This is a genomic window from Paenibacillus sp. CAA11 (assembly GCF_003060825.1).
Taxonomy (GTDB): Bacteria; Bacillota; Bacilli; order Paenibacillales; family Paenibacillaceae; genus Fontibacillus.
The window spans coordinates 3,310,696-3,336,755 of record NZ_CP028922.1 but is presented as its reverse complement, the minus strand read 5'-3'; the positions used below and the strand labels follow the sequence as shown (position 1 = coordinate 3,336,755).

At 49.2% G+C, this 26,060-nt stretch carries 20 protein-coding genes and 1 pseudogene; 15 read left to right on the top strand and 6 right to left on the bottom strand.

All coding sequences use genetic code 11. The features are described 5' to 3' along the window. Positions 1 to 39 precede the first annotated feature (39 nt). Positions 40 to 1,527, bottom strand: coding sequence for a UxaA family hydrolase (locus DCC85_RS15615; protein WP_108466431.1), 1,488 nt, complete (start codon positions 1,525 to 1,527; stop codon positions 40 to 42). Beyond that, positions 1,527 to 2,954: a tagaturonate reductase gene (locus DCC85_RS15610; protein ID WP_108466430.1), complete on the bottom strand. Its 1,428-nt coding sequence runs from the start codon at positions 2,952 to 2,954 to the stop codon at positions 1,527 to 1,529. The genes DCC85_RS15615 and DCC85_RS15610 overlap by 1 nt, the downstream gene beginning before the upstream one ends. Before the next feature lie 212 nt (positions 2,955 to 3,166). Here DCC85_RS15610 and DCC85_RS15605 point away from each other — a divergent pair, with 212 nt between their 5' ends. Further along, positions 3,167 to 5,410 carry an AraC family transcriptional regulator gene (locus DCC85_RS15605; protein ID WP_108466429.1) on the top strand — a complete coding sequence of 748 codons (2,244 nt, stop codon included), beginning with the start codon at positions 3,167 to 3,169 and terminating at the stop codon, positions 5,408 to 5,410. An 89-nt stretch (positions 5,411 to 5,499) separates the two neighbouring features. Here DCC85_RS15605 and DCC85_RS15600 read toward each other — a convergent pair whose 3' ends face one another. Then, complete coding sequence (locus DCC85_RS15600; protein WP_108466428.1) at positions 5,500 to 6,381, bottom strand: carbohydrate ABC transporter permease; 882 nt, start codon at positions 6,379 to 6,381, stop codon at positions 5,500 to 5,502. A 399-nt stretch (positions 6,382 to 6,780) separates the two neighbouring features. On the opposite strand from DCC85_RS15600, the gene DCC85_RS15595 reads away from it, so the two are divergent. From DCC85_RS15595 to DCC85_RS15560, 9 genes and pseudogenes are all read left to right on the top strand, one after another. Continuing rightward, a complete protein-coding gene (locus DCC85_RS15595; RefSeq protein ID WP_108467909.1) occupies positions 6,781 to 7,638 on the top strand; it encodes an ABC transporter permease in 858 nt (285 codons plus the stop codon). A 107-nt stretch (positions 7,639 to 7,745) separates the two neighbouring features. After that, on the top strand, positions 7,746 to 9,254 hold the full coding sequence (locus tag DCC85_RS15590) for an extracellular solute-binding protein (RefSeq protein WP_108466427.1): 1,509 nt from the start codon (positions 7,746 to 7,748) through the stop codon (positions 9,252 to 9,254). A 77-nt stretch (positions 9,255 to 9,331) separates the two neighbouring features. Beyond that, a pseudogene (locus tag DCC85_RS23440) lies at positions 9,332 to 10,231 on the top strand (pectinesterase family protein); the annotation flags it as partial. Positions 10,232 to 10,303: 72 nt separating this feature from the next. Beyond that, positions 10,304 to 11,419: a glycoside hydrolase family 88/105 protein gene (locus tag DCC85_RS23435; protein WP_325048423.1), complete on the top strand. Its 1,116-nt coding sequence runs from the start codon at positions 10,304 to 10,306 to the stop codon at positions 11,417 to 11,419. Positions 11,420 to 11,455: 36 nt separating this feature from the next. Then, positions 11,456 to 12,829, top strand: a complete 1,374-nt coding sequence (locus tag DCC85_RS15580; RefSeq protein ID WP_442789497.1) for a glycoside hydrolase family 28 protein — start codon at positions 11,456 to 11,458, stop codon at positions 12,827 to 12,829. Then, positions 12,826 to 13,722: a dienelactone hydrolase family protein gene (locus DCC85_RS15575; protein ID WP_108466425.1), complete on the top strand. Its 897-nt coding sequence runs from the start codon at positions 12,826 to 12,828 to the stop codon at positions 13,720 to 13,722. Before DCC85_RS15580 ends, DCC85_RS15575 begins: the two co-directional genes overlap by 4 nt. 22 nt (positions 13,723 to 13,744) lie before the next feature. After that, a complete protein-coding gene (locus DCC85_RS15570; RefSeq protein ID WP_108466424.1) occupies positions 13,745 to 14,716 on the top strand; it encodes a pectinesterase family protein in 972 nt (323 codons plus the stop codon). Positions 14,717 to 14,719: 3 nt separating this feature from the next. Continuing rightward, a complete protein-coding gene (locus DCC85_RS15565; protein WP_108466423.1) occupies positions 14,720 to 16,327 on the top strand; it encodes a glycoside hydrolase family 43 protein in 1,608 nt (535 codons plus the stop codon). A gap of 60 nt (positions 16,328 to 16,387) precedes the next feature. Next, entirely contained in the window at positions 16,388 to 18,226 is a 1,839-nt protein-coding gene (locus DCC85_RS15560) for an ABC transporter ATP-binding protein (RefSeq protein WP_234414198.1), read from the top strand. Between the two features lie 152 nt (positions 18,227 to 18,378). Here DCC85_RS15560 and kduD read toward each other — a convergent pair whose 3' ends face one another. Genes kduD through kduI form a run of 3 tightly spaced genes read right to left on the bottom strand, consistent with a single transcriptional unit; the run spans position 18,379 to position 20,803 of the window. Then, positions 18,379 to 19,131, bottom strand: a complete 753-nt coding sequence (gene kduD, locus DCC85_RS15555; protein ID WP_108466422.1) for a 2-dehydro-3-deoxy-D-gluconate 5-dehydrogenase KduD — start codon at positions 19,129 to 19,131, stop codon at positions 18,379 to 18,381. A gap of 48 nt (positions 19,132 to 19,179) precedes the next feature. Beyond that, on the bottom strand, positions 19,180 to 19,932 hold the full coding sequence (locus DCC85_RS15550; RefSeq protein WP_108466421.1) for a DeoR/GlpR family DNA-binding transcription regulator: 753 nt from the start codon (positions 19,930 to 19,932) through the stop codon (positions 19,180 to 19,182). A 37-nt stretch (positions 19,933 to 19,969) separates the two neighbouring features. Beyond that, complete coding sequence (kduI, locus tag DCC85_RS15545) at positions 19,970 to 20,803, bottom strand: 5-dehydro-4-deoxy-D-glucuronate isomerase (protein ID WP_199909928.1); 834 nt, start codon at positions 20,801 to 20,803, stop codon at positions 19,970 to 19,972. 156 nt (positions 20,804 to 20,959) lie between these two features. On the opposite strand from kduI, the gene DCC85_RS15540 reads away from it, so the two are divergent. The 5 genes from DCC85_RS15540 (at position 20,960) to wsfD (ending at position 25,794) form a co-directional block, all read left to right on the top strand. Then, positions 20,960 to 21,940, top strand: a complete 981-nt coding sequence (locus DCC85_RS15540; protein ID WP_108466420.1) for a sugar kinase — start codon at positions 20,960 to 20,962, stop codon at positions 21,938 to 21,940. Between the two features lie 51 nt (positions 21,941 to 21,991). Then, positions 21,992 to 22,654: a bifunctional 2-keto-4-hydroxyglutarate aldolase/2-keto-3-deoxy-6-phosphogluconate aldolase gene (locus DCC85_RS15535; protein ID WP_108466419.1), complete on the top strand. Its 663-nt coding sequence runs from the start codon at positions 21,992 to 21,994 to the stop codon at positions 22,652 to 22,654. A gap of 245 nt (positions 22,655 to 22,899) precedes the next feature. Further along, positions 22,900 to 23,913, top strand: coding sequence for a glycosyltransferase family 2 protein (locus tag DCC85_RS15530; RefSeq protein ID WP_108466418.1), 1,014 nt, complete (start codon positions 22,900 to 22,902; stop codon positions 23,911 to 23,913). After that, on the top strand, positions 23,903 to 24,364 hold the full coding sequence (locus tag DCC85_RS15525; protein ID WP_108466417.1) for a GtrA family protein: 462 nt from the start codon (positions 23,903 to 23,905) through the stop codon (positions 24,362 to 24,364). Before DCC85_RS15530 ends, DCC85_RS15525 begins: the two co-directional genes overlap by 11 nt. After that, positions 24,361 to 25,794 carry a glycan biosynthesis hexose transferase WsfD gene (wsfD, locus tag DCC85_RS15520; protein WP_108466416.1) on the top strand — a complete coding sequence of 478 codons (1,434 nt, stop codon included), beginning with the start codon at positions 24,361 to 24,363 and terminating at the stop codon, positions 25,792 to 25,794. Before DCC85_RS15525 ends, wsfD begins: the two co-directional genes overlap by 4 nt. Positions 25,795 to 26,060: the final 266 nt, after the last annotated feature.

The window sequence follows — 26,060 nt, the reverse complement described above, 5'->3', positions numbered from 1 at the left end:
CTTCGTCTCCTTTGTTCTATGAAATAAATAAAAGGTCTTTTACAAAGTGACACCTGTTTTGAAGATGGCGAGCTCCCGAACTTCATTCTCTTCATTCCGGGTTTGCCGCCCGCTTGCTACCTCAATTACAAAGCTGATGAAATCTTCCAGCACCTCTTGCATAGGCTTCTCCAGCAAAGGGCCGGCATTAAAGTCCATCCAATGTCCCTTCTTAGAAAATAGCTCATTGTTCGTAGCTACCTTAACGGTCGGGACGAAGCTTCCAAATGGAGTTCCCCGTCCTGTAGTGAACAGAACCAGCTGACAATCCGCCGCCGCGAGAGCTGAGGAAGCCACGAGGTCATTTCCCGGCGCTTCCAGCAGGCTGAGCCCTTTCTTGCGGAGCTTCTCACTATACTTCAGGACATCCACAACAGGCGCCGAGCCCGCTTTTTGCGTACAGCCTAGCGATTTGTCTTCCAGGGTGCTAATCCCGCCCGCTTTGTTGCCTGGCGACGGATTCTCGTAGACCGGCTCTCCATACGAGAGAAAGTAGTGTTTGAAGTCATTGATGAGCGAGACGATTTGCTCGTAGACCTCCTGGCTTTCTGCCCGTGCCATTAGCATTCTTTCCGCCCCGAACATTTCGGGGACTTCTGTGAGCACCGTGGTGCCGCCTTGAGAGATGAGGAAGTCAGAGAAGGCGCCTAGCAGCGGATTTGCCGTAATGCCTGAGAAGCCATCCGAACCGCCGCATTTCAGCCCCACATTCAATTCGCTCAAAGGAATCGGTTCCCGCTTGTCGTTCTTCGCGGCTTCGTATAAATCTTCCAGCAGGGCTAGGCCCGCCTCAACCTCATCTCCGACTTCCTGGGCAACCAGAAATTTAACGCGTTCTTGGTCGTATTCGCCTAGGCTGCTGCGGAATTCCGAGACAATATTATTCTCGCAGCCGAGCCCGAAGACGAGAACTCCTCCTGCATTGGGGTGGGTTACGGCATCCAGCAGGATGCTGCGGGTCATCCGGTGATCGTCTCCAAGCTGTGAGCACCCATAAGGGTGCTTGAGTACAGTAACATTGTCGAAGGTGCCAAGGTCCGGATGAAGCTGCCGAAATTCGGCCAGCATTTGTTCAGCAATACCATTAACGCAGCCTACGGTGGGAATGATGTACAAATCATTGCGAATGCCGGCCTTGCCGTTTTTCCTGCGGTATCCGTTGAAGGTTAAGTTCCGCTTAGGGTAAGTCACTGGGTGCAGCTCAGGTTTATATTCGTATTCTTCCTCGCCGGCAAGATTGGTGCGAATATTATGGGTATGAACCCATGCACCCTGGGAGATCGCAGCTGTAGTATGGCCGATGGGATACCCGTACTTCGTAACCAGCTGCCCTGGAGCCAGATCCGTTAATGCAATTTTGTGACCTTGGGTAATGTCTTCAGCGGCAGTAACAGTAATGCCGTCCAGCTCAAGGGTTTCTCCGGCTGCGATGGGGCGAAGCGCTACAGCTACGTTATCCCGAGGATTCATTTTTTTCAGTTGTTTCATTATTCTTCACCTCTTAGGGAAGTTAATTGGGAGACAACACTGCGGCTGCCTTGATCTTCAAGCTGCTGAATACTGCGGGTGATTTGGTCCGCCAAATCCGGTATTTGATTTAAATCCTCGCCCCACAGGCTGGCCTCTTGAAGGATACTGCCTACAAAACGAGCAGGCTCGCTCCAAGCCTTATCGAAGAGAGCAATCACTTCAGGATTGTCCTGACGCTGCACCTGATCCCCGCGATAGCTGAGGAGAAGGGAGGCGAAGGACAGAACAATCCGTGCCGGCAGCTTGCCGTTCTCGGATTGATATCGCTGTAGAATCGGCAGCAGTCGGGTTTTGAACTTGGAGATGCTATTCAATGAAATAGAGGCCAGCTCATGGCGGATGAACGGATTCCGAAAACGCTCAAGGACGGCGGAGGCATAGGATTGCAGCTCGCTTCTCGGCAAATCGAGCATCGGGATCAGTTCTTCCTCAATCAGCTCTTGGACGAACTGGGAGAACACTTCATCGTTCATCACATCTTCTACCGTCTTAAGTCCAGCCATCATGGCTAACGGAACCATAGCGGTATGGGGACCGTTAAGCAGATGAACTTTGCGCTCTCTATAAGGAGTCATGTCATCCGTAACTACGACATTCAGTCCGGCCTGAGCAAGCGGAAGGCGTTCTGAAATCTCTGCCGGACCTTCGATCACCCAGAAGAGGAAAGGTTCTGCGGTGACCATTAGCTTGTCTTCATAGCCCAGTTCTTCAGCCAGTTCGCTTGCCTTATCGCGCGGATAACCAGGAACAATCCGGTCTACTAGGCTGCAGCAAAACGTATTCTCACGATCTAGCCAGTCCATAAATTCCTGCCCGAGCTTCCAATCCTCGGCGTACTTTCCGATAATTTCGCGCAGCTTCTCGCCGTTGCGGTCTATCAGTTCACAAGGAATGATGACAAATCCGGGCTTGCCCAGCTCATAACGCTTGTGCAGGAGGATTGTCAGTTTGGCCGGGAAGCTGGCCGGAGGGGTATCCTCTATGCGGTCTTCTGGGCGGTAGGTAATGCCGGCCTCGGTTGTATTGGATGTGATGAATTCCAGATTGTCATCTTGAGCTAAAGCCATGAAGGCTTCATAATTACTGTACGGGTTGATCATGCGGCTTACGCTGGTCATAATCTCCTTGGAGTTGACAGGTTCCCCGTCCATAATTCCATTCAGAAGCACGGTGTATAGATAGTCTTGTTCAGCAAGCAGGTCCTGCAGACCTTGGCCAATGGGCTGTACTAATACTGCGCTTCCTTGAAAGAGGCCTTGATTGTTCATTTGCTGGAGCTGCCAATCCACGAAGGCGCGCATAAAGTTTCCTTCGCCAAATTGGATTACCCGCTCAGGATATACAGGAAGATCGTTCATGAATTGTCTTGTCAGGCGCTTTGTCATCAGTATTCATACTCCTTTGTTCATGATTTTATGGCGGTTTAATAAAATGTAATAAAAAAGAAAGGTTTTTCTTGTTAAGCAAAGAAATGTATACTATCCGATCGTTCATAACTCTCACATTACTTCGGGGGTGCAGCTGATTGAAATTTGATCTAGTCGATTTTTGTAAGCGCTGTATTTATAAGCATACTCAAGGATTAAGGAGTCCTGTCATGAGAAAAGGCACCATGTTTTATAAAATTTTTATTCCTATTCTTATGTTGGGCATAGGACTTGTTGCCAGCTTTGGAAGCTATGTTTATTTCAATACGATGAGTTCCGTTGTCGATAGGGTGGCCAACAGTAAACAGAGCTTTATTACACAAGCCAAGAATGCGCTGGAGCAGAAAATTCGAACCGTTGAATACACCTTCAATACTTACAGCACAACGAGCTCCTTCAGCGAGGTCATTAACAATCCGATCACTGAGCGAAACTATGAAGCTTACAGAGATGTGAACACACAGCTGAACTACATCGCCACTTTGGGAATTGAAGACGCTCAGTATACGCTGATCAGCCTGGCCCGCAATTGGCAGATTTCTAACGGACGGCTCACTCACCTGACGGAGAGTGATCTGGCCGAACTAAATCGAACTTATGTCAATGGCCAGACCAACAGCTTGTTCTGGGTGAAGACAGATGACGGCATCCGGTTTGTCAATACGCTCCCGGTCTTCTCCAATAACAAGAAAGCTATTGCTTTGTCAGATATTTCTCTTAAGACGCTGGATCGTCTAATGCGAACAGAAGAGAATGCAGAAGTCTATATCTTGAATAGCGATGGAGATCTGATGTATTCGTCTGATCCGCAGAATCGGCTGCCGGCAGGTGCCCGGCTCCAGACAGCCTCCGAATGGTCTAACAGTGACAAGCTTACAGGGATGACTTCCCTCGCCAAAGACGGTCTGCCGGATGTTCGGTCCATTTATTCAAAGTCCTCCTATAATGGTTGGATTTATGTGACCTTGCTCGATCCGAAGGAAATTTCAAATGCGCTGGAGACTACTCGTTTTGGCTTAATCATCATGGCCTTGATCATTACCTTCCTGATTGTCATCGTGGCCTACTTCATCTCGGTCTTTTTCACAAGACCTATTCAGAAGATTCAGCGAAGTCTTCCGGTTACGTCCAATGTATCCTCAAGAAATGAAATTGATTGGATTTTAAGGTCCATTGATCATATTTTGACTGAGAAGCAAAGCCTCGAGAATCTCATTGAGGCCGAGAAGCCACAGCTCGAAACACAGTTCATTCTTAATTTATTCCGCGGCAGTCTGTCCGAAGAAGAAATGGAGCGGGCGCTGCAGCGCTTTGGCTATCACCAGATGGAGGATACGATTTATGTGACCATGCTGGTTCAGCTGGACAATTATGGAGAACAGTCTGCCTCGGACAGGGACGTGTTGTTGCTCGCGGTAAACAAGCTGGTTGAGGAGGCAATCCCTCCCGATCGCCGAATGCTTCCAATATTGCTTAATGATCGAACCCAGGCAACGATTCTAATGTTTCACGGCCACAGCCAGCAGGAAGTTCGCAAACAGCTCATGGATGATGCCAAAGCGGTCATCAGGTCGGCCAGAGAGTATTTAAAGCTGTCGGTCAGCGTGGGCTTCAGCAGAACTTACGGCAGCTTGCTTGAGACCAAGGAAGCGCGGGAGATGAGCAAGCAGGCGCTTCACCACCGGCTTAACCTTGGCAAGGAGTCCATTATCTTCTATGAAGATATCGAAATGGTTCTCTCCGGCCGGGTGCTGCTGAACTATCCTTCAGAGCTAGAATCACAGCTGTTTGATGCCATCCGCCTAGGGGACGAGGAGCAGGTGTCCCGCACCCTGTATCCCTTTCTAGGGGCTATGATGAAGCACAGCTCCAGCCCGATGAATTTTGAAGTGACACTCATTCGCTTTGTGAACAATCTGATCAAGCTGGAGCAGATGATCGGCGGCGAGGTTCTGCTGACTCCGGACCACTCTATGCTTTATCACCGTCTGCTGGATATCCGCAATCCGGAGGAGATCGAGCGTATTCTGGTCGAGGAAGTCATTCAGCCGCTCGTAAAGGGTGTGAAGGAGAAGACGAGCAAGCAGTTCCGCTGCTTATCTGACAAAATTGCTGCTATTGTACGTTCGGAATACGATCAGGATTTATCTCTGGAGTTGATTGGCGACAGGCTGCACTATAATCCCAACTATTTAAGCAGCATTTTCAAAAAAGAGTTCGGCTCCACCTTCAGTGACTACCTGATGAGCTATCGTCTGGAAATGGCTAAGAAATGGCTTGTCGAGACAGATATGACGATCAAGGATATTGCTGAGCGGCTGCAATACCATAACCCGCAGAACTTCATTCGCTCGTTCCGCAAGAAGGAACAGGTAACGCCGGGAACGTACAGGAAGCTTAATCAGGCGGAATAATCATCTGATTGTGCGATTAAGATTTACGATCATAGAGCTGTTTTTAGCCGTTTTAACAAGCGGTTAACAAGCAGCTCTATTTCGTTCCATTATCCCTTCACGGCTCCCAGCATCGCGCCTTTAACAAAATGCTTCTGTACAAAAGGATAGGCAAGCAGCATGGGTACAGTAGTAATCACGATAACGGCCATCTTTATGGTCTGAGCCGGTGGAACAACCTCCACTGAACCGGTCTCGGCCTGCATGCCGCTAGAGACGATAACGATTTGACGAAGCAGTACCTGAATCGGCCATTTTGCAGAGTCTGTAATGTACAGAATGGCATTCATATAAGTGTTCCAGTAAGCAACTGCGTAGAAGAGCGATATAGTCGCAATAGAGGGGAGTGCCAGCGGAAGCATAATCTTGAAGAAAACGCCGAAGTCGGTGCTCCCGTCAATCTTGGCCGATTCTTCGAGACTTTCAGGTAGTGCCTGAAAGAAGTTCCGCATAATGATCATATTGAACGCATTGATAGCGACAGGCAGAATCAAAGACCAATAGGAATCGATCAGTCCGGCTCCCTTCACCACTAGGAAGGTAGGGATCATGCCACCGCTGAACAGCATGGAGAACACTACAATAAAGTTAATGAAGTTTCTGCCCTGCAAATATTTTCTGGAGAGGGCATAAGCCATTAAGGAAGTCAGGGCCATACTGACTACGGTTCCGACAATGGTGACGCCGACAGAAACGCCCAGGCCTCTAAATATCGTTGGCGTCGACAAAATATACTTGTAAGCATCCAATGAGAACGTAGTCGGGAACAGAATAAACCGCTTGGCCATTACTTCATCTGTGGTTGCGAATGAGCTGGCGATGATATTAATGAAAGGCAGCAGACAAGCTAGAGCGATGATGACCAGCAGCGCATTATTAATAACGGTAAATATGCGGCTGCCCAGCGACTCTTTTCGTAGCGATTGCGACATAGTCGAATTTCCTCCTTGTAATCGTTTACAGATAACTTTAGCAGGGGTGGGATATTACGTATATAATCACTTTCTGAGGTGTCCTTTAGAGGCAAACATAGGGAGCATGAGCTTAAAATACAGCCTAGAGGTGCGGAGATAATCAGCAGCTTGGACGATAATCCCAAGCTAAGGCAAAGGGGCAGAGAACCCGCGTAACCACGCTGTTTTGCAAACGCTATCATTTAATGATTATATACGGAATGCATCCGAATCCTTTACGCTCATATCAGGATTGAAAACAAGGAGGTTAGCTTAGTGAAAACTTCAACAGCCCCCGCGCTGGATGTGGACTTGATCAAGCGAAAGCGAAAGTCCCACTTTCTGGCCGGAATTCGAAAAAACAAATTGCTGTACCTTATGATCCTGCCCGGCTTTATTTACTTCGTTGTTTTTAAATACCTGCCGATGGGCGGACTGATTATCGCTTTCCAGGATTATCAGCCTTATCAAGGGATTCTTGGCAGCGACTGGGTAGGATTCAAACACTTCATTCGTTTGTTTACCGAACCTACCTTTTTTATGCTTCTAAGTAATACGTTGATTTTATTCGCGCTAAATATCGTCATCTTCTTTCCTTTACCTATTATCCTTGCACTTATGCTTAATGAGGTCAGACATAAGTTCTTTAAAAATGCGATTCAAACGATTATCTACATTCCGCACTTTATGTCCTGGGTAATTATCGTTTCTATTACCTATGTCTTCATGACCGTGGATGGCGGGGTGCTTAATGAGATCATAGCTGCGCTTGGTGGACAGAAAATCAGTTTTCTAACGTCACCCGAATGGCTTCGTCCGGTTTATATTCTGCAGATTATTTGGAAGGAGCTTGGCTGGTCTACTATTATTTATTTGGCTGCTATCACGGTGGTGGACACGCAATTATATGAAGCCGCAGAGATGGATGGAGCCGGCCGAATGCGGAAGATCTGGCATGTTACCTTGCCGGCAATCCGCCCAGTCATTATTACGCTTCTCATTCTGAAAATCGGCAGCACGCTGGATCTCGGCTTCGAACATATGTATTTGCTGCTCAATTCCCTGAACCGAGAAGTGGCTGAAATTTTTGACACATATATTTATACGGCAGGTCTGAAGAACGGTCAGCTCAGTTTCAGTACAACAGTTGGTTTATTCAAGGGAGTTGTCGGATTGATCCTAGTTATGCTCTCTAACCGGCTGGCCAAAAAGATGGGTGAGGATGGCGTCTACTAAGCCGCCTTGCTGAGAGTTAGAATTCTACCTTTGGCCAGGCAACATACAAGAGGCTTGACCAAGGAAGAAGATATATATTCCTTATCAATTTAAAAAGGAGCATTTACATGAAAAAAACGCTAAGTGGAGTTCTGGCAGGGGTTATGTTGATGGCAACATTGCTGGCAGGGTGCGGCGGGGATAAAGAAGGGAAGAGCAGCGCCGATGCGAAGGATTATGATCTCAATTCTACCGTCGAACTGACCTGGCTGAATATTCTGCATACGGCTTCACCGCCAACCGATGTCATCAAGAGCAAAATTGAGGAGTACACCAAGTCGAAGATTACCTTTAACTGGGTGCCCGACGCTTCTAAGGAGGAGCGCATCACAACCTCACTTGCATCGGGTCAGCTGGCTGACATCGTCACGTTGACGATGATGACTAACTCATCTGTAAGAAGTTCTTTGAAATCCGGCCTGTTCTGGGATGTAGGACCTTATCTGGATGAATTCGAGAATTTGAAGAAGATACCACCGCAAATTCGTGAGGCGGCTTCGATTGAGGGCGTTTTGTATGGGGTGCCTTTCCAGAAGAACATGGCTCGTTCCGGCTTTGTTATCCGTCAGGATTGGCTGGATAAATTAGGTCTGAAGGTGCCTACTACACTGGATGAGCTGTATGAAGTTGCGAGAGCGTTTACAGAAGATGACCCGGACGGCAATGGCAAAAACGACACTGTTGGCTTCGGCGATCGGAATGATCTTCGCTACAGCAGCTTCAAACTGCTGAGCTCTTACTTCGGTACTCCAAATGGCTGGAAGGTCGATGAGAGCGGTAAGTTCATTCCTGAATTTGAGACTCCTGAGTATTTAGAAACCTTGAAATATTCGAACAAGCTTTATACGAACGGTTACTTGGCTAAGGATTTTGCCGTAACGGCCAAGACGGATCAGCAGCAGCAGTTTGCCCAAGGCAAAACGGGCATTTATACCGGCATGATTGACATCAACAACCTGCGCAACTTGAGTCAAGGTCTTCAGGAAGGGCTGAAGCTTGTACCGGTAAATAAAATTTCCAAAGGCGACGGTCAATATCATGTCTGGAGTGAGGGCAGCGGCGTAGGCGGCTTGCTGGCATTCCCGAAATCGGAGGTTAAATCGGAAGCTGAGTTGAAGCGGCTCCTGAAATTTGTGAATGACTTGATGGACGAGAAGGTCTACCTGCTGATGACCGGCGGTATTGAAGGCACGCACTACCAAATTGATGAGAACGGTGCCTTCAAAATTATTAACCAAGATTTGTGGCAGGCAGATGTTCAGCCATTCTCAAGCTCCAGACCGAGCGAAGTGGCCTTCTCTCTGAAGGATGCCAACCCGGAGAAGGAAATGGCCAATCAGCTGGTCAAAGAAAATGACAAATACGCTGTGCTTGACCCAACCGTTCCGCTGGATTCTGCAACAGCTAACGAGAAGGGCACCGAGCTGCAAAAGATCATTACGGATGCCAGCATCAAATTCATTATGGGCGAGACAGATGAAGCAGGATTCAAGAAAGCGGTAGACAACTGGAAGAAGTCAGGCGGAGATCAGATCGCTAAGGAATATGAAGAAGCCTATAAGAAGAGCAAAAAATAATATCTCTAGTATTCCGCTTATCCCACCTCAAAAGGGTGGGATAAGTCATCAGAACGCTAAATACGGGGAGTGCGATCATGCGATCATCAAAACGGATTCTAACGGTGAATTGGGCAGGCACAGGTGACTTTCAGACGATACAGGAAGCTGTTAACAGCATTCAACATCGTGCTGAGGGCTGGACGCTAATTCAAGTGGAACCGGGCATTTATAAAGAGAAGCTGCATATTCATAAGCCGTATCTTTTCCTCAAAGGAAGGGGAGAAGTCATCGTGCAGTTTGATGATTATGCCCGTAAACCTAGAGCGGACGGCCAGCCGATGGGGACTTATGCCTCAAGCAGTGTGTACATTACTGCGGAATGCATTAGAGTCGAAGGCATCCGGTTTGAGAACACGGCTGGAGCAAGTGACGATGTAGGTCAAGCGGTGGCTGTGTATGTAGATGCAGATAGAGCAGCGTTCAAGCACTGCTCCTTCATATCCCAGCAGGATACCTTATATCTGGGCAAGCCCAAGGAGGAGCGCCGCAACATCAGCGGACGCAATTACTTCGAGGAATGCACGATTGTTGGAGACATCGATTTCATCTTTGGCTCGGCCACAGCCTTTTTTGAGCGCTGTGACATCATTAGCCTGGATCAGAAGCGGCCGATCAACGGATACATTACGGCAGCAGCTACGCCGGTAGATAAGCAGATTGGCTTTGTCTTTCATCGTTGCCGTCTGCTAAGTGACGCAGCTCAAGGAAGTGTTTTTCTGGGCAGGCCGTGGCGGGATTACGCGAAGACGGTATTTCTGGACTGTTGGATGGGTGAACATATTCACCCCGAAGGCTGGAATGATTGGGACAAGGACGCAGTACAGTCAACGGTAGTGTATGGGGAGTACTCTTCAATCGGCCCGGGCGCGGATGCTAAGGAGCGTATTCTTTGGAGCCGCCAGCTGACTTCCGAGGAAGCGAGCGATTATTCGCTGGAGCGCTGCTTTGCTGGTGATACAGCGTGGATTTATTGCGAACAAAATTCATTTGATGAAGGAGGAATAAACTTGGAGACGAATTGGGCAATCCGGACAGCGAATTCAATCATGGAGCGAACGCCGGAGTTATTTGAACACAGAGGTTATAACGGAAAATGGTCCTATGATTTTGGTGTAGTGCTGAAAGGTTTTGAGCGGCTTTGGAAGCTGACAGGAGAAGCTAAATATTTCAATTATATCCGCAATAATATGGATTACTTTATTCAGCAGGACGGTACCATTAGGGGCTATAGAGCGGACGAATATAATATTGACCACATTAATAATGGGAAATTACTGTTCACGCTGCACAAGGAGACGGGTGAAGCCAAATACAAGCAGGCTGCAGATTTGCTGCGGTCGCAGCTTAAGACCCATCCGCGAACCTCTGAAGGAGCTTTCTGGCATAAGCAGATTTATCCTTACCAGATCTGGCTGGATGGCTTATATATGGGCTCACCGTTTTATCTTGAATACCTGCTGACTTACGAGCAAGATGGCGATCTCTCCGACGTAACCCGGCAGTTTATTCTCTGTGAGAAGCACACTCGGGATGCTGAGACTGGGCTGTTGTTCCATGCCTGGGATGAACAGAGGGTTCAGCCTTGGTGCCATCCGGAGACAGGATTGTCCGAGAACTTCTGGGGGCGTTCGCTCGGCTGGTTTGTGATGGCGCTGGCAGATGTATTGGAACTGCTGCCCGAGGAACATGAAGATTACGGCAGCCTGGCTGATATGCTTCGGCGTACGCTGAGTGCTCTGCGCGCATTCCAAGATAAAGAGAGCGGAGTATGGTACCAGGTCCTTAACAAACCGGATCATAAGGGAAATTACCTGGAGGCATCGGCTTCCAGCATGATTACTTACGCTATGGCCAAAGGGATCCGGCTAGGCCTGCTGGATGACAGCTGGAGAGCTCCTATGGACCACGCTTACGCCGGCTTAATTGCCGAATTTGTACTGCTGACGAAGCAGGGCTGGGTGAATTTGAATAAAAACTGCATGGTGGCTGGACTGGGTGGCGAGGATCGCCGGGACGGCACCTTTGCGTATTACATCAGCGAACCGATTATCACCAATGATCTGAAGGGACTCGGCGCCTTCCTGCTGGCTTGCGGCGAGTATGAACATTTGTCCCACCCTTAAGGCCCGAAAAAAATGGAATCAAGGAGGAGATTAGCGATGCTGTCATGGTTCAATATTGATGATTACGGTGCGGCAAAGAACAGCTCTGAACTGTCCACCAAGGCTATTGAAGCTGCCATTCAAGCGGCAAGTGAAGCGGGAGGTGGAACCGTATATATTCCGTCAGGAACCTATCGCACGGGTGCTGTTATTTTGAAGAGTAATATTGAGCTGCACCTAAGCCCGGGGGCTGTGCTGTCCTTCAGCACCGACCCCAAGGATTATCCTGTCGTTGAATCTCGCTGGGAAGGAGTAAAACGCGAGGTTTACGCCTCCTGCATATTCGGGATAGATCTAGTCAATGTATCCGTTACAGGAAGCGGGAAGCTTGACGGCAACGGGGCTCCGTGGTGGGAGCTGAAGAGAAAACGTCCAGAGGAGCTGGAGTATCCAAGGCCTAAGCTGATCAGCTTCGATAGATGCCGGCGTGTGACGATCAAGGATTTGACGCTGACTCATTCTCCTAGCTGGACGGTGAACCCGATCCGGTGTCACGATGTAACGATCGACAATCTGTCGATTTACAATCCGGCAGACTCCCCCAATACGGATGGTATTGATCCGGAATCCTGTTCGAATGTTCGCATCAGCAATTGCAACATTGATGTTGGGGATGATTGTATTGCGATCAAGTCGGGGACAGAGGATACGGCGGAGCGGGTTCCTTGCGAGAATATCACAATTACGAACTGTACCATGGTCCACGGCCATGGCGGAGTAGTGCTTGGGAGCGAAATGAGCGGCGATATTCGCAATGTGGTAATCAGCAACTGTATCTTCAAGCAAACCGACCGCGGCATTAGACTGAAATCCAGACGCGGACGCGGAGGAATCGTGGAAGATATCCGCGTCAGCAATATTGTTATGGAAGACGTCATTTGTCCGTTCATACTTAATCTGTATTACTTCTGCGGTCCGCGCGGCAAGGATAAATATGTGTGGGATAAGAATCCTTATCCAGTGACAGGCGAAACGCCGCACTTCCGCCGTATTCACTTCGCAGATATTACCGCCCGCAATGTACACGCCTCCGCCGGATTTATGTACGGACTTGCTGAGCAGTACATCTCAGAGATTACCTTTGCGAATATTGATATCTCTATGGCCGAGCATGCAATCCCCGGGCGGCCTGCGATGATGTCCGGCATTCAAGATATGGCTAGACGGGGCTTCTATCTCGGCAATGTGCGGGACATCCGCTTCCAGCAGGTAACCATCGAGAATCATGAAGGGCCCGCATTCTATATTGAGAATGGGGAAGATGTAGAGATCGAGCAGTGCAGGTCGCTGCGCACGAAGCGGCCTGAAGACTTGGTGCAGCAGGTTACTGTAGAGCCTTCTCAGGAAGACCTCAGTGAGCAGCACCGATGAGCAAGCAGAGCGATAAGTTGCTGAAGCTTCTGGGCGACCTTCCGGAAACGGGGCCCATTTCGGCGGAGCTGCTCTGGAGCGAGGAGCAGGATGGCTATTTACTTGAGACACGGCTGCTTGATCTGAATGGTCTTGAGCGGGTCCCGGCCTCTATTGCTATTCCAATGCAGACGGAGGGACCCTATCCGATCGTCATCTTTAATCATTCTCATGGCGGTAACTATGCAGGTGGAAGGAATGAATTCACAAGAAGCAGCGCTTATCTTCAGAATCCTTCATTCGCCAAAGCCTTGACAGACATGGGATATGCCGCTTGCTGCATCGACATGTGGGGTTTTAATGAACGCAGCGGGAAGTCGGAAAGTGAGCTGGTCAAGGAGATGCTGTGGGAGGGAAAGGTACTGTGGGGCATGATGCTGCATGATAACCGGCGCCTTATAGACTACATGTGTTCAAGACAGGACATGGATGCCTCCCGGATCGCAACCATCGGAATGTCGATGGGAGGACTCATGGCATGGTGGCTGGCTGCAATCGACGAGCGGATCAAGGTGACGATTGATATATGCGGGCAGGTGGATGCCCGCACTTTGATTGCCAAGCGGGGACTGGACCATCATGGGTTCTATTCCTATGTTCCCGGCCTTTTGAAGCATTTCTCCACACTGGATATCCAGAAACGCATCGTTCCCCGGCCGCGCATGAGCTTAACCGGAAGGTATGACCGGATGTGTCCTATAGAGGGCGTAGAATTGCTGGAAAAGGGGCTGTGCGATGCTTATGCAGCAGCTGGAGCACCGGATCACTGGCAATCGATAATTACTGGCGGGGGGCATATGGAGACTGCTGAGATGCGGTTTTGTTGGCAGCAATTTCTGCACCAGTACTTATAACAGACGAACTGGGGGAATAAGCATGCTGGTTGGTCATGAAGCGTTCTGCGATTACCGGACGATTCAGGAGGCGGTGGATGCCCTTGAGCGGCGGCCACAGAAGCAAATGGATACCCTGTACATTTTATCAGGCCTCTACGAGGAGAACGTCCGCATATATCGTTCTGATTTAACTGTGATTGGACTAGGCCAAGTGGAGATTCGAGGCAGCCTGTACGCCCGCCAGCTGGGGCAGAACGGGCGGGAAATCGGCACCTTCGGAACGCCTACCTTATTCCTAGGCGGCAGCCGGTTGACTGTGGAGAATATCACGGTGTCCAACAGAGCAGGGCAGGGAGAAGGTATTGGGCAGGCGGTGGCCGTTTACGCCCATTGTGACGAAGCAGTGTTCCGGAATTGTGCCTTCAAAGGGTATCAGGACACATTATTCACGGGTCCCTTCCCTCCGGCCACTAAGGAAGGAAGAGCTTTTGAAGGAGTTCCTTTAAAGGAGGAGCATGACCGCTGCAGACAATTGTACCTTCACTGCTATATTGAAGGAACGGTTGATTTTATCTTTGGCGGTGCAGCAGCCTGGTTTGAGGAATGCGAGATTCGCAGCTTGAAGCATTGGGGGGGCGGCCCTGGCTACATCACGGCCGCTTCTACACCAAGGGAGCAGCGAGACGGCTATGTGTTCAGTCATTGTTATTTGACAGCTGAAGAGGGAGTGAACGAGGTTTATTTAGGGCGCCCTTGGCGTGAGTATGCGAAGACAGATTTTGTGAACTGTATAATGGGAAGCCATATTCATCCCTTGGGATGGGATAATTGGGGAAATCCGGCGAATGAATCTACGGTTCGCTATCGGGAGTATAGCTCCAGACCTGAGAGCGGCCATGCAGGAGTTAGACGTGCCGATTGGACGGAAAGCTATGAATCGGATCAAGGAGGCCCGCATATGGAAGAGTTCTTCAGCGGATCAAACTTTTATCACGGAGGAGGGAGTAGATAACCGATGATTAGCGAACGTTCAGAGAACTGTGTAATTCATAACCCCGTCTTGCGGGGATTTAACCCTGATCCCTGTATGATTAGGGTTGAGGATACTTATTATATTGCAGTTTCATCTTTTGAATGGCTTCCAGGAGTCCGGATTTATAAATCAAGCAACCTATTGGAATGGGAGCACTGCACGGATATTTTGACAGACCAGGTGGATTTACGTGGAAATCCGAAGAATTGCAGTATTTGGGCTCCGCAGCTCAGCTACGATGATGGTTATTTCTATCTGATTTATACGGATGTGAAAAGCACCAAGCGTCCGTTTAAGGATGCGCACAATTACTTAATTAGGTCTTCTCAAATTGAAGGCCCTTGGTCGAAACCCATTTACTTGAACAGCAGTGGGTTCGACCCTTCCCTGTTCCATGATACGGATGGACGTAAATGGTTGTTAAATCAGCTGTGGGATTACCGGATTGAAGAGGGAAATAAATCAAGCGGCATCGTTATCCAAGAATATGATCCGAAGCAGCAGCGCCTGATCGGTGATCCGGTCAAGCTATTCGACTGCACCCCACTCAAGAAGACGGAAGCTCCGCATATTTACAAATACGGGGGCTACTACTACTTAATTACTGCCGAAGGAGGAACAGGTACCGGTCATGCTGTTACCGTGGCAAGGTCCCGTGAGCTGCTTGGGCCATACGAGGTGGACCCTCTCAACCCGATGTTGACTTCGCGGGATGATTCGGCGCTGCCACTGCAGTGCGCGGGTCATGGGAGTCTTGTAGAGACGGCTGATGGCGAATGGTATATGGCCCACTTGTGCACACGTCCGCTTGCAGGCAAATATGCGGTGCTAGGACGGGAAACCGCCTTGCAGCAGGTGTATTGGGACGAGGAAGGCTGGCTGCGACTAGTTGGGGGAGGCAACCATCCTAGAATCGAAGTACCTGCGCCAAAGGGAACAGTGATCCAGCAGAGGCAGCTGGAGTCATTATCTTTCAAGGATGACTTTAACGGTCCGCAGTTGAAAAGCAACTGGAATACGCTGCGCATTCTTGCGAATGAGAGCTGGTGCTCGCTACAGAAGAGGGCTGGGTTCTTACGGATCTATGGAGGTGAGTCGCTGCAGAGTCTTTTTAATCAGCACCTTCTGGCGATCCGCCAAACCGATAAGAGCTTTCGGGCTGAGACTCTGCTGGAGTATGATCCAGTAACTTATTTGCAGATGGCAGGCCTCCTTCTTTACTTAAATGAGGATAACTACCTCTACGCGTATATCAGCCACGACGAAGCCGAGGGGAGGGTGCTTCGCCTGATGCGCTGCGCAGTAGATGAGTTCACACTACTCCCGGATGTGATTAAGCTGGAAGCACAGGGAGCTGTATCCTTAGCGGTAGAGGTGCACGGCTTAAAGGCACAGTTCAGCTTCTGTACAAGCGAGACTGCAGCGTGGGAGCCATTGGGCGGTCCTGAGCATATCGGCTTTCTCTCCGGCGGCTTTACCGGCAATTTTGTGGGGATCGCCGCACAGGATATGCGCCAGTTCAAGGGCAGCCATGCAGACTTTGCTTTCTTCCATTATGAGGGGTTAGCAGATGAAGAGGTGCACAGCTAACTCTACTTACATGGCCTGTAGACATTTGTTCCTAAGGAACTCGTCTACAGGCCATGTATTATGGAAATCATAGATCAGCAAGACAGCTTCTCTAGGAAAGAAGGAATGCAGATGCGTATGGCGGAAGAGCGAATCCCTGACTTCGAGAAACAGTTTATGGAAGCGGGTATGGGCGAGAGGCAACCCTTTTATACACTCTTGCAGCTATATAAAGGTATGCGTCTAAACCTGCTTGTGTCCTTGATTTTCTATGTTTTCAAGCATGCGCCCACCTGGGTGATTCCAATGATTACAGCTGATATGATCAACCATCTGAGCAGCCCGGACACCGCAGGTCTGGGGTGGCTATGGCTGGATATAGCTATTGCTGCTATTGTCATCGTACAGAATGTTCCTTCCGCTTATGCACATGTAAGCTTCATGAGTCGCTCCTCAAGACAGGTGGAAGCAGGGCTTCGTGGCACACTCATTCGCAAGCTCCAGCATTTATCCATGTCCTATCACAGTGATTTGCGGGCGGGCCGGCTTCAATCGAAGGTGCTTCGGGATGTAGAAGCGGTCGAGACTTTGTCCAAACAGATGATGTACTCCTTCATGCCGGCGGTAACAAATGTGTTGATTGCCATCACCATTACCGCGTATCGGAGTTTGCAGGTCAGTTTGTTTTTTGTGCTTGTCATTCCGTTTGGGGTGATCATCATCACTTTCTTCCGGGGTAAAATCCGCGCCCGAAACCGTGAGTTTCGCAAGCAAATTGAGAGCATGTCCGGCCAGGTGGCCGAGACTGTAGAAATGATACCAGTTACTAGGGCGCATGGCTTGGAGGAAATGGAGATTGAGAAGGTGGATACGACACTGGCCGAATTGAAAGGCAAGGGGTATCGCCTTGATATTACCGAAGCCTTATTTGGCGCCTCTAGCTGGGTTTCCTTCTCCTTGTTCCAGATCGTGTGTCTGGGATTTACTTGCATTATGGCTTACAACGGTCAAATCCGAGTTGGCGATGTAGTTATGTATCAGGGCTTCTTCTCGACCATTCTGGCATCAGTAAACAGTATGCTGAATGTGTACCCCCAGTTTGCCAGAGGATTCGAATCGATCCATTCAATCTCAGAGGTTTTGACTTCCAGACAGGTTGAGGAGTATCAGGGAACGCGAAGTGTTGAACATTTTGAAGGTAAATTTGAATTTGATACGGTGGAGTTCAGCTATAAGGATACGGACAAGCATGTGTTGAACCAGTTTACATTAACCGTCCAGCCGGGGGAATGTATCGCATTTGTAGGAGAGTCTGGTGCGGGAAAGTCCACCGTGCTGAGTCTTGTGATTGGATTCTATAGGCCGACAGCAGGGCAGATTAGGGTAGATGGTATTCCACTGGACGAGCTGGATATTCGTCTGTACCGGCAGAGGCTTGCTGTGGTGCCTCAGACTACGGTGTTATTCTCAGGCTCCATTCGAAATAACATTACTTACGGGTTGTCTGATGTACCCGAAGAGAAGCTGCAGGAGGTCATTCGGCTTGCCAATCTGCAGGATGTCATTGCTCAAATGCCGCAGGGACTCGATACACTGATCGGTGAGCATGGCGGCAAGCTGTCTGGAGGCCAGCGGCAGCGCATTGCTATTGCCCGGGCAATGATCCGTGATCCGCAGATTATTCTGCTCGATGAGGCGACTTCAGCACTAGATAATATCTCGGAGTTTATCGTACAGAAAGCGATGAAGGAGCTGACCCGGGGCCGCACCACGTTCATTGTAGCTCACCGTTTATCTACTATTCGGGATGCGGATCGGATTGTGGTCATGAAGGAGGGGAAGGTGGCCGAGTTCGGTACCTTTGAGGAACTGATGGAGCGGCGTGGAGCATTCTATGAGCTGAAGCAGATGCAGATGTAAGCAAAGGGAGAAGAGACGCAGTTTAAGTCTGCTAAGGGATTTTGGTGTTACTTAAACCGCTGAAAAAATCGGACTAAGGCTGCTTCTGCAAGGCTGACATAAAGCAGCATGCAAAGAGCAGCCTATTTAACTTTGGGTGCTTGTTGGCGGTGCTATCTAGCCATCCAGCCCCCATCTACACAGAGAATATGTCCGTTTAAGTAATCGGATGCGGCAGAAGCGAGGAAGACAGCAGGCCCCTTCAGGTCATCCGGTGTTCCCCAGCGGCCGGCAGGAATGCGATCTGTGATGGATTGGGTACGCTCTTGATCCTGGCGAATCGGTGCTGTGTTGTCTGTGGCCATATATCCTGGTGCCAAGGCGTTCACCTGAATACCTTTGTCGGCCCATTCATTGGCGAAGGCTTTGGTCAATCCGGCAACGCCATGCTTGCTCGCCGTATAGCCTGGCACATTAATGCCTCCTTGGAAGGAAAGCATGGAGGCGATGTTGATAATCTTGCCGCTTCCACGGGAGATCATATGGTTTCCTGCCAGTTGGGACAGCAGAAATACGGTGTGCAGGTTAATGTCAATCACATCATACCAGTCTTGTCTGCTGTGCTGAGCAGCAGGTGTGCGGCGTATAATGCCGGCATTGTTCACCAGGATATCAATTTGCCCTGTCAGTTCCAAAGACTCTTGGAAGATCCGCTCCAGCTGATCCGCCTGACTTAAGTCTGCGGCGATTTCCTTCGCTTGTCTGCCAAATGATTGAATTCCCTTTACGGTCTCTTCGCTGCTTGATAGAGACACGGATATGACATCTGCTCCAGCTTCGGCGAAGGCGAGGGCGATGCCTTGGCCTAGTCCGCTGGCTGCTCCGGTGACAAGCGCGGTTTTGCCTTGAAGATCAAATAAGTTCATGAGAACAAACCTCCTTATTATATCGACAATGATTAGTTAGTGATGGATTTACCGTTCGATCCGGACCCCTTCTTGCGCAAACAGCTCTGCCGTTTCGGGACTAAGCTTGCGGTCGGTGATCAGCGCGTCCAGCTCAGACAGTGAAGCAAAGGTGCGCAGTGCGGTTTGGCCAAATTTATGATGATCAACTACAGCATAGCGTTCGGCTGCTGTCTCGATGAGCGCTCTTTTGAAATCGATTAAATCGCCGGTATAAACCGACAAGCCGTGCTCTGAATGAACCCCGGTTGAAGAGATGAACGCTTTCTGGATATTCAGCTTGCGGATATAAGAGACAGCTTCAGGGCCTGCCAGCATGTTACGCACCCGATAACCGCCGGGAACGACGAGCCGGATTTGCTCCTTGGGAGCAAGCTCACTGATAATGTAGACGTCATTGGTGATCACCGTTAGCGGAGAATCCCCCAGACGCCGGGCAATCTCAAGCGTGGTGCTTCCTCCGTCCAGTGCGACGATATCGCCTTGGCCAATAAATCTCATGGCGGCTTCGGCAATTTCGCTCTTCTCCTCCGCATGCTTAACCAGCCGGTCCTTCCCGGATAACATGCCAAACTGGTCGCTGTCGGCAAGAATAGCACCGCCGTGTACACGCACGACAAGACCCTGTTCTTCCAGCTTGGTCAGGTCCTCCCGAATGGTCTTGCCTGTGACTTGAAGCCGTTCGCTAAGCTCGGCAACCGTCACTTCTTTCTCAGCCAGCATGGCTTCCATGATTTTCTCATATCTTCGTATAGGGTTCATTCTAGGCTTCCATCCGTTCTTTTTAAGAGTAATGCATTTATTTTAGCTCTTTCATATCGACGCCGTCCATATCCTCAAAAACCTGGTTCTCGCCGGCCATTCCCCAGATAAACACATAATTGCTTGTGCCTACACCGCTATGGATGGACCAGCTTGGTGAAATGACGGCCTGCTCATTGCGCATCACCACATGTCTTGTTTCCTGCGGTTCGCCCATCAAATGAAACACTACGCTTTCCTCAGGCAGATTGAAATACAGGTATACTTCGGAACGGCGGTTGTGGGTATGAGCAGGCATGGTATTCCACATGTTACCGCTTTCCAATTGGGTCATGCCCATGACCAGTTGGCAGGATTGAATGCCCTTCTCATGAATATAACGATAAATAGTCCGTTCATTAGAGTTCTCAATTGCACCCAAATGAACATTGAAAGCGTCGGACTGTCCTGTTTTTACCGTTGGGTATGCTTTATGAGCAGGGGTGGAGTTCAGGTAGAACTTAGCAGGATCGGACGCATGGGTACTTTCAAAAATAACCTCCTTCACGCCTAGGCCGACATACAGGCATTCTCTGGATTCCAAAGTGTACACCTCACCGTCGACCGTAATTTTACCTTGGCCTCCGATATTGATAATGCCGACTTCGCGGCGCTCGAGGAAGGTTGAAGCTCCGATTTCCTTCGGATCGGCTTCAAGAGCAAGCTTGTCATCCAGCGGGACGGCCCCTCCAACAATAAAGCGATCCACGTGGGAGTATACCAAGGTAAGCTTGCCAGGAACAAACAGGGATTCAATTACAAACTCCTGCCGCAGACGCTCTGTATCAAATTGCTTGACTTCTCTAGGATGGGATGCATAGCGGATTTCCATTTTAATCTCTCCTTGTCGTTTTAGTGTTTGTTCGTATGAGTATAAATTAAATCTTTTTGGTGCATTAATCAAGCTTTTGTACTAAAATAAACGTAAATGAACTTAAATTATTTTTTATTTCTCATTTTGGCGAAGGAAAGGGGAAAGTGAAGGGATATGGTGAATGTGTCCTCACGGGTAGGTCCAAATCCCGCCTTGGAGGTAATTACCTTTGGGGAATCCATGGGACTGATGATGTCTGTGGGCCAGAAGGGCTTGGAATATAGCTCAGCACTTGAGATGTCCTTCGGGGGGGCCGAGAGCAATGTGGCCATTGGTTTGTCCAGATTAGGCCGAAGTTCAGGGTGGTTTGGAAGGCTGGGGGATGACCCGATCGGACGCCGAATCGCTAAGTCTCTGCGCGGGGAAGGCGTTGATATAACACAGGTTCAATTTGACCAGAAAGCCCCGACAGGATTAATGCTGAGAGAGCAGGTTGGCGGCAAAAGCTCGGTCTATTATTACAGAAAAAATTCTGCGGCGAGCTGCATCCAGCCAGAACACTTGAATGAGGATTACATTGCAAGCGCTTCAATCCTGCATATCACCGGAATTACCGCTGCCTTAAGCGATTCCAGCAGACATACGCTGTTTAAGGCGGTAGAGCTTGCGAAGAAGCATGGCACCAAGGTCAGCTTTGATCCCAATCTAAGGCTGAAACTCTGGAGCATGGAGGAGGCAAGACCGGTGCTGCTGGAATTGGCTGAGCAGGCAGATTATTTCCTCCCGGGGCTGGATGAACTGAAGATGCTCTATGAAACGGATTCTCTGGAAGAGATCATCGGCCAATTGAATACCTTGTCCGCGGTGAAGATTATCAAGGGCGGCGATCAAGTGACTTATTTGCTCGAGGATGGGAACCTCTCGGAGATTCCTTATTTTAATGTAGAGCGCGTGGTAGATACGGTCGGAGCAGGAGACGGATTTTGCGCAGGATTCTTGGCAGGTCTTCTTCAGGGTAGGGGCCACGGAGAAGCTGTACGTCTTGGCAATCTGATCGGTTCGATGGTGATCCAGACTCCTGGAGACTGGGAAGGGCTGCCTTCATGGACAGAGGTTGAACAGGTTCTTGAAGGGAAGTCACATGTGGAGCGCTAGTGAAGCAGACGAAGCAATCTTAATTCATAAAGGAAAGGATGAACTCTTAATATGAAAAAATTTCAGATTGTACAGCAAATCGTACAAGAAGGTATGGTGGCGGTTCTAAGGGGGGACAGCCCTGAGCAAGTTGTGGCTTTGGCAGAGCAGGCGATTGCGGGGGGGATTAAAGTGATCGAAGTGACTTTAACGGTTCCCTTCGCGCTTGAGGCCATTGCTGCACTTGCCCGCAAGTACAGCTGGGACGCTGAGGAGGAGGCAAGCCGGGCTGTCATTGGAGCCGGGACCGTGCTGGATCCTGAGACAGCGAGAGCAGCCATCCTGAGCGGTGCTGCATTCGTTGTGGCTCCTTCCGTGAATGAAGAGACGATTCGGCTGTGCAACCGCTACCGGGTTCCTGTGATGCCAGGAGCGATGACGATCCGCGAGATTCAGACAGCGCTCGAGCTTGGAGCGGATGTGGTGAAGCTGTTCCCGGGCAACGTCTTTGAACCGTCGATTATCAAAGCGATTAAGGGTCCGCTGCCGCAGGCCAATATTATGCCTACAGGCGGGGTCAGCCTTGAGAACTTGGCGGATTGGATCCGGGCAGGTGCCGTAGCTGTAGGCATCGGTTCAGATTTGACCAGCGAGGCGCTGAAACGCCAAGATTACTCGCTTGTTGCCCATAAAGCTAATGAATATGTGGAAGCTTATAAATCTGCTGTCCGTTAGCTTAGAGACTAAGCCAGGAGCGGCAATTCCATAGACGAATAGGGAGAAGCCATAAGGAGCAGTTAATGGTTAGCGGCTCTGGGAATGGTTTCTCTTTTTTTTGTGTCATACAGCACCTAGTATGGTTAAATAAGTAAGATACTGCTTGAACTTTGCCATTGCGTAAGAAAATGTTACAATGGACGTTGGTATTTTGCAGAATAATCAGCAGCATTACCAAGATACATAGATTAAGGTGGTTGTGTATGGTACAAGAAAGTCCAACGCTGGGCATCGTCGTGCCTTGTTATAATGAGGAACCTGTGCTTGAAGAGACGATCCGACAACTTAGCGATGTGCTAAATGGATTAATGAAGGAAGGACTGGTCTCGGACAAGAGCTTTCTGCTCTTTGTGAATGATGGCAGTTCGGATCGCACGTGGGAGATTATTGAAGAGCATCATGAGCGCAATGCCTTGGTTGCCGGGCTGAAGCTGGCCGCTAATGTGGGGCATCAGAATGCCTTGCTCAGCGGGCTGATGCAGGCGAAGGAGCAGGCGGATTGTGTCATCTCCATTGATGCCGATTTGCAGGATGATGTTAGAGTAATTCGTGAATTTGTACTGCGGTATCGGGAAGGGTATGAAATCGTATACGGTGTGCGGGAGAGCCGCAGTACGGATACCTGGTTCAAGCGCAACTCGGCGCTCGCGTTCTATCGTCTAATGAAGTGGATGGGGCTAAAGGTGGTATACAACCATGCGGATTATCGCCTGATGAGTAAAAATGCGCTGGAGCAGCTGGCCAAATTCAAGGAAGTGAATCTATTCCTTCGCGGGATGGTTCCACTTATCGGCCTTAAATCTACTACGGTGAAGTATGACCGGCTGGAGCGGTTTGCGGGCGAATCCAAATATCCGTTCAAGAAAATGCTGGCCTTTGCCTTTGAAGGAATTACCTCGCTGAGCGTAGAGCCGATTCGGCTTGTAACTGTATCGGGCTTTCTCTTTTTTGGAGTGAGTGTCCTGGCCGGGATCTACTCGGTATTCTCCAAGATCTCCGGGAATGTGGTTACCGGATGGACCTCCCTTATGCTGTCCCTGTGGTTTATTGGGGGTATGGTCTTGATTTCACTGGGACTGATCGGGGAATACATCGGCAAGATTTACAAGGAAGTGAAGCATAGACCTCTTTATTTGATCGAGCAGCACCTTCCTTCGGCAGCGGGGGAACAGGTGGGAGTAAGGGACGTACGAGAGGATTCCGGTCATGAGCGGTAAGGCGGTTTCCAAGGTTGTGGGGAGCGGCTTTATCCGGTTTGCGCTGGTCGGGATTGTGAATACCCTGATCGGTCTTTCCGTGACCTTTATATGTCTGAACGCGTTAGGCTTCAACTATTGGATCTCTACACTGGTAGGGAATGTTGTTGGCGCTGTAAACAGCTATTTCATGAATAAGAGCTTTACCTTCCGCTCAACAGCTAGCATCAGAGCTACTTTGTGGAGATTCATGGCTGTCACTGCAGTATGCTATGCAGTCGCTTATGGAGCGGCAGCGGTAGCGGCGCAGCAGCTGCTTGCCCTGGTTCTGCCTTCCGCAGGTGCGCGTTTGCAGGATAATCTGGCGGCATTAGCGGGGAGCGGATTATATACGATCATGAACTACTTTGGGCAGAAGCGGATCACATTTTCGCGAAAGGAAACCGAATTAAGGGAAGGGTCGAATGAATGATGAGAAGATTTTTTACTGCTGAATGGGTGGCCGTTCTGGCAGGGGCATGTATTATAATCTACCTTCTGTTTATGAAGCCGTTTATCGGAGTGGCGGATAACGGTGACTTTTTGAGGGTAATGGGGACGATCGGGCTGAATTACGGAGTGCCGGGAGAGTCCTATGAGGATCGATTCTTTGGTTATTCTCACCAATATTTTGCCTATGATCATTTTTTCAGAGGTTTTTATACTTCAACCCAGATTATTCTTGTTGCAGCAGCTCGGCTGATCGGATACATATTTCATCCTTCGGCCTTCGATATCCGGGTGATGGGGGCGTTGTTCTGCATTCTTCTGCTCGCAGCAACCTTCATCTTAGTGCGGCATAATAAATACAAATCCACGATTGTTGGCATTGTTCTTGCGATTTGCCTGCTGCTTGTGTTCTACGATGTTGCGTATTTGGCTTACTTCAACTCGCTCTTCGGTGAACCGGTTTCGCTTGTGTTCATGCTGCTCTCTGTGGGGCTGGCGTTGTGGCTCTTAAATCAGGAGGAGCCGTCGAAGAAGGTGCTGTGGATGTACTTCATCGCTGTCTTCTTCCTCACCTGTTCCAAGATCCAGAATGCTCCGGTGGGGATCTTATTCGCTTTATTGGGACTGCGCTTTATGACGCTGCGTTATGATTTGAGCTGGCGCCGCCTAACAATGTGGTTGTCGGTTTCGATTTTTGTCATTTCGGTGGTGATGTATATTGCGGCTCCGAAAGATTTGAAGAATATCAATTTGTATCAAACCTTCTTCTACGGAATTCTGAACGGTTCTCCTGATGTTCCAGGGGACCTCAAAGAGCTGGGATTGCCGGAGCATCTGTCGGTGCTGGCCGGTACGAATTATTTCCAGACAGACACAGCGATCAAGCAGGATGCCCCTTCAATGAAGGAAGATTTCTATGATCGGGTATCTCATAAGGATGTGCTGTTGTTCTATTTAAAGCACCCATCCAGGCTGATCAGCAAGATGGAGTTTGCGGCAAATAACAGCATGAGCATCAGGCCGTATTACTTAGGTTCTTATGTGAAACAAGAGAATAAGCCGTCAGGTGCGCTTGCTTATACGTACAGCGCCTATAGCGAGTTTAAGAACAAGCACATGCCGAAGAGCTTGCTGTTTATTACTTTGTTCTATGTAGTCTACTATGGGATAGCTATATTTGAATACATCCGCAGATGGGACCGTCACAGCCGGATCCGGACAGAGCTTATGATGCTCATTGGCCTTGTAGGCATCATTGGATTTATGGTTCCAATCATGGGGGATGGCCAAGCTGATATCGGGAAGCATTTGTTCCTGTTTAACGTCTGCTTCGATATGATGCTCGTTGTTGCTGTAGTATGGCTGGCTTATCAGCTGGTTAACCTGCGGATTTTCCGCAGAAGCAGATGGTAGAAGCCTGCAGTTTGCAATTGCATATTTAGCGTAGAAGAGATAAGAGAATGACAAAGTCACCAAAAGAATGAAGACAAGTCTCCTTGCAGCAGCATGGCCGCTGTGAGGGGACTTTTTTATGGTAATGGTGGGATAAGAAAGTACTCATTAATAATGTTAAATAATCTAACATATAAAATAAATATGTCACTATTTATGACATAAAATAGTTGACGCAGCTGTTTTTATGCCTATAATTAAACACATACGAAGCGGTTGGTAGCAAC

Coding starts and splice junctions, on each gene's coding strand:
- DCC85_RS15615 (WP_108466431.1), bottom strand. CDS start 1,527: ATGAAACAACTGAAAAAAATGAATCCTCGGGATAACGTAGCTGTAGCG.
- DCC85_RS15610 (WP_108466430.1), bottom strand. CDS start 2,954: ATGACAAAGCGCCTGACAAGACAATTCATGAACGATCTTCCTGTATAT.
- DCC85_RS15605 (WP_108466429.1), top strand. CDS start 3,167: ATGAGAAAAGGCACCATGTTTTATAAAATTTTTATTCCTATTCTTATG.
- DCC85_RS15600 (WP_108466428.1), bottom strand. CDS start 6,381: ATGTCGCAATCGCTACGAAAAGAGTCGCTGGGCAGCCGCATATTTACC.
- DCC85_RS15595 (WP_108467909.1), top strand. CDS start 6,781: ATGATCCTGCCCGGCTTTATTTACTTCGTTGTTTTTAAATACCTGCCG.
- DCC85_RS15590 (WP_108466427.1), top strand. CDS start 7,746: ATGAAAAAAACGCTAAGTGGAGTTCTGGCAGGGGTTATGTTGATGGCA.
- DCC85_RS15580 (WP_442789497.1), top strand. CDS start 11,456: ATGCTGTCATGGTTCAATATTGATGATTACGGTGCGGCAAAGAACAGC.
- DCC85_RS15575 (WP_108466425.1), top strand. CDS start 12,826: ATGAGCAAGCAGAGCGATAAGTTGCTGAAGCTTCTGGGCGACCTTCCG.
- DCC85_RS15570 (WP_108466424.1), top strand. CDS start 13,745: ATGCTGGTTGGTCATGAAGCGTTCTGCGATTACCGGACGATTCAGGAG.
- DCC85_RS15565 (WP_108466423.1), top strand. CDS start 14,720: ATGATTAGCGAACGTTCAGAGAACTGTGTAATTCATAACCCCGTCTTG.
- DCC85_RS15560 (WP_234414198.1), top strand. CDS start 16,388: ATGGAAATCATAGATCAGCAAGACAGCTTCTCTAGGAAAGAAGGAATG.
- kduD (WP_108466422.1), bottom strand. CDS start 19,131: ATGAACTTATTTGATCTTCAAGGCAAAACCGCGCTTGTCACCGGAGCA.
- DCC85_RS15550 (WP_108466421.1), bottom strand. CDS start 19,932: ATGAACCCTATACGAAGATATGAGAAAATCATGGAAGCCATGCTGGCT.
- kduI (WP_199909928.1), bottom strand. CDS start 20,803: ATGGAAATCCGCTATGCATCCCATCCTAGAGAAGTCAAGCAATTTGAT.
- DCC85_RS15540 (WP_108466420.1), top strand. CDS start 20,960: ATGGTGAATGTGTCCTCACGGGTAGGTCCAAATCCCGCCTTGGAGGTA.
- DCC85_RS15535 (WP_108466419.1), top strand. CDS start 21,992: ATGAAAAAATTTCAGATTGTACAGCAAATCGTACAAGAAGGTATGGTG.
- DCC85_RS15530 (WP_108466418.1), top strand. CDS start 22,900: ATGGTACAAGAAAGTCCAACGCTGGGCATCGTCGTGCCTTGTTATAAT.
- DCC85_RS15525 (WP_108466417.1), top strand. CDS start 23,903: ATGAGCGGTAAGGCGGTTTCCAAGGTTGTGGGGAGCGGCTTTATCCGG.
- wsfD (WP_108466416.1), top strand. CDS start 24,361: ATGATGAGAAGATTTTTTACTGCTGAATGGGTGGCCGTTCTGGCAGGG.